The 3539-nt window shown below is 75.8% G+C and carries 3 protein-coding genes; all 3 read left to right on the forward strand.

Going from position 1 to position 3539, the window contains the following annotated elements; all coding sequences use genetic code 11:
• Positions 1-350: sulfurtransferase (locus DKL51_RS14125; protein ID WP_260428480.1), on the forward strand; the 350-nt coding region annotated here is incomplete at its 5' end.
• A 48-nt stretch (positions 351-398) separates the two neighbouring features.
• The gene (locus tag DKL51_RS14130; protein ID WP_109942812.1) at positions 399-1580 is read left to right on the forward strand and encodes an acetoin utilization protein AcuC; all 1182 of its coding nucleotides are present in this window, start codon (positions 399-401) and stop codon (positions 1578-1580) included.
• A gap of 25 nt (positions 1581-1605) precedes the next feature.
• Positions 1606-3539, forward strand: a 1934-nt coding sequence (locus DKL51_RS14135) for a GNAT family N-acetyltransferase (protein WP_124812134.1), incomplete at its 3' end; no start/stop codon positions are given.

Below are 3539 nucleotides of genomic sequence, written 5' to 3' on the forward strand. Positions count from 1 at the left end.
AGGGAGTGCTGCTCGACGTGCGGGCCGCACCCCGCTACCGGGGCGAGACCGAGCCGATCGACCCGGTCGCCGGGCACGTGCCGGGCGCGGTCAACCTCCCCGCCCCCGAGTACGTCGCCGAGGGCCGGTTCCCCACCGCCGACGCGCTGCGGGAGCGGTTCGCCGCGGCGGGCGTGGCCGAGGCCGCGCCGGTCGGGGCGTACTGCGGCTCCGGGGTGACCGCCGCGCAGACGGTCCTCGCGCTCCACCTGGCCGGCCGGCCGGACGCCGCGCTCTACGTCGGCTCGTGGAGCAACTGGGTCGCCGACCCGGGCCGTCCGGTGGCCACCGGGGAGGCGCCCGCGGGCTGATCAACGCGTGCGGTGGGCGGTCACCGGCCCTCGTGCGACGATGACCCCATGGCCGACGACACGGTGGTGGTGTGGGACGAAGCCCTGCTCGCCTACGACATGGGTGACCATCCCCTCGACCCGGTCCGGGTGGAGCTGACCATCGCGCTCGCCCGCGAGCTCGGCGTGCTCGACCGGCCCGGGGTACGCCTGGTGAAGCCGGAGCCGGCCGACGACGCGCTGCTGACCCGGGTGCACGACGCCGGCTACCTCGACGCGGTGCGGGCCGCGCCCGGCGACCCGTTCTTCACCGGCTACGGCCTCGGCACGGCGGACAATCCCGTCTTCGAGGGGATGCACGAGTCCAGCGCGCTGGTCGCCGGGGCCAGCGTGGCCGCCGCCGAGGCCGTCTGGCGCGGCGACGCGCGCCGGGCGGTCAACGTCGCCGGGGGTCTGCACCACGCGATGCCGGCTCGGGCCTCCGGGTTCTGCGTCTACAACGACCCCGCGGTGGCCATCGCCCGCCTGCTCGACCTCGGCGCGGAGCGGATCGCGTACGTGGACGTCGACGTGCACCACGGCGACGGCGTGCAGCAGATCTTCTACGACGACCCACGGGTGCTCACGATCAGCCTGCACGAGACCCCGCTCGCGCTCTTCCCCGGCACCGGGTTCCCCGACGAGACCGGTGGGCCGGGTGCCGAGGGGAGCGCGGTCAACCTGCCGCTGCCGCCGGGCATCGGCGACGCCGGCTGGCAGCGGGCCTTCCACGCGGTCGTGCCCTCGGTGCTGCGGGCGTTCCGCCCCCAGCTGCTCTTCACCCAGTGCGGCGCCGACGGCCACCGGCAGGACCCGCTGGCCGACCTGCGCCTCTCCGTCGACGGGCAGCGCGCCACCTACCTGGCGCTGCGGGCGCTCGCCGACGAGCTCTGCGACGGCCGCTGGGTGGCCACCGGCGGTGGCGGGTACGCGCTGGTCGAGGTGGTGCCGAGGGCCTGGACCCACCTGCTCGCCATCGCCACCGGTGAGCCGGTCGACCCGGCGACGCTCACCCCGCCCCGCTGGCGGGAGCTGGCCGCCGAGCGGCGACCGGGCCGCGAGGTGCCGCTGCGAATGACTGACGACGTCGACCCGTCGTACGAGCCTTGGCAGCCGACCGGGGAGCCGAGCGCGGTGGACCGCGCCATCGCGGCCACCCGGAAGTCGGTCTTCCCGCTGCTCGGGCTCGACCCGCACGATCCGCGCGACTGACCCGGTGGTAGGGGAGGACCGACCGGTGACCACTGTCGAGCAACCCGTGGACGTGCTGCTCAGCGACGGTACGACCGTCCAGCTGCGACAGATCCGTCCGGAGGACGCCCCGGCGATCGTGGCGATGCACTCGCGCTTCTCCGAGCGCACCCGCTACCTACGCTACTTCTCGCCGTACCCGCGCATTCCCGAGCGGGACCTGCAACGCTTCGTCACGGTCGACCACCGGGACCGGGAGGCGTTCGTGATCCTGGCCGGCGACCGGATCGTCGCCGTCGGCCGGTACGAGCGGCTCGGCCCGCAGTCCCCGGAGGCCGAGGTGGCCTTCGTGGTGGAGGACTCCTACCAGGGCCGGGGCATCGGCTCGGTGCTGCTGGAGCACCTGGCCGACACGGCCCGCCGGTTCGGCATCGTGCACTTCGTCGCCGAGGTGCTCCCGGCCAACGGGGCGATGCTGCGGGTCTTCTCCGACTTCGGCTACCAGGTGCAGCGCCAGTTCGCCGACGGTGTGGTGCACCTGAGCTTCCCGATCGCCCCCACCGAGACGACCCTGGAGGTGCAGCGCGGCCGGGAGCATCGCACCGAGGCCCGCTCGATCGCCCGGCTGCTCGCCCCGCGTGGCATCGCCGTCTACGGGGCCAGCGCCACCGGGCAGGGCGTCGGCGCGGCGGTGCTCGGGCACCTACGCGACGGCGGCTTCACCGGCGCGATCGTGCCGGTGCACCCCACCGCAGCCACGGTGGCCGGGCTGCGGGCGTACCCGTCGGCCGCCGACGCCGGGCTCGACATCGACCTGGCCGTGGTGGCGGTCGCCCCGGAGACGGCGACCGAGGTGGTCGCCGACGCCGCGAAGGCCGGCGCGCACGGGCTGGTGGTGATCTCGGCCGGGTTCGCCGAGGCCGGCCCGCAGGGCGCGGCGCTGCAGCGGTCCCTGGTGCGTGCCGCGCACCTGGCCGGCATGCGGGTGGTCGGGCCGAACTGCCTGGGCGTCGCCAACACCGACGAGAAGGTGCGCCTCAACGCCACCCTCGCTCCCGTCCTGCCCGCGCCCGGCCGGGTGGGCATTTTCAGCCAGTCCGGCGCGTTCGGGGTGGCCCTGCTCGCCGAGGCGTCCCGGCGCGGTCTGGGCCTGTCCAGCTTCGTCTCGGCCGGCAACCGGGCCGACGTCTCCGGCAACGACCTGCTCCAGTACTGGCAGGACGATCCGGCCACCGACGTCATCACGCTCTACCTGGAGACCTTCGGCAACCCGCGCAAGTTCGCCCGGCTGGCCCGGTGGATCGGCCGCAGCAAGCCGGTGGTGGCGCTCGCCTCGCTGGCCCGCCCGCCGGGTGTCGGCGATGGGCCGGCCCTGGACGCCGCCGCGGTCAGCGCGCTCTTCGCCCAGTCCGGGGTGATCCGGGTGGACACCGTCGCCGAACTGCTCGACGTCGGCGTGCTCCTGGCCCACCAGCCGCTGCCCGCCGGCCACCGGGTCGCCGTGGTGGGCAACTCGTCGGCGCTGACCGGGCTGGCCGCCACCGCCTGCGCGGCTCAAGGGCTCACCGTGGCCGACGGCTACCCCCGGGACGTCGGGCCGCGCGCCACCGCCGCCGAGTACGCCGCCGCGCTCGTCGCCTCCGCGACCGACGAGGGCGTCGACGCGGTGGTGGCGGTCTTCGCCCCACCGCTGCCCGGTCAGCTCGCCGACCCGGAGACCGACTTCACCGCGGCCCTGCCCGACGCGCTGGCCGCCGGCAAGCCGGTGGTGGCGACCTTCCTGGCCGGGCGGGTGCCCGCCGGGGTGCCGGCGTACCCGAGTGTGGAAGAGGCGGTCCGGGCGCTGGCCCGGGTCACCACGTACGCCGACTGGCTGCGTCGGCCGCCCGGTGCGCTGCCCGAGCTGGACCGGGTCGATCGGCTGGCCGGGCAGGCCGCGCTCCGCGCCGACGGGGCCGATCCGGCGGCGCTGCTGCGGGC

Source organism: Micromonospora globispora (genome assembly GCF_003857015.1).
In the GTDB taxonomy this organism is placed as follows: domain Bacteria; phylum Actinomycetota; class Actinomycetes; order Mycobacteriales; family Micromonosporaceae; genus Micromonospora; species Micromonospora globispora.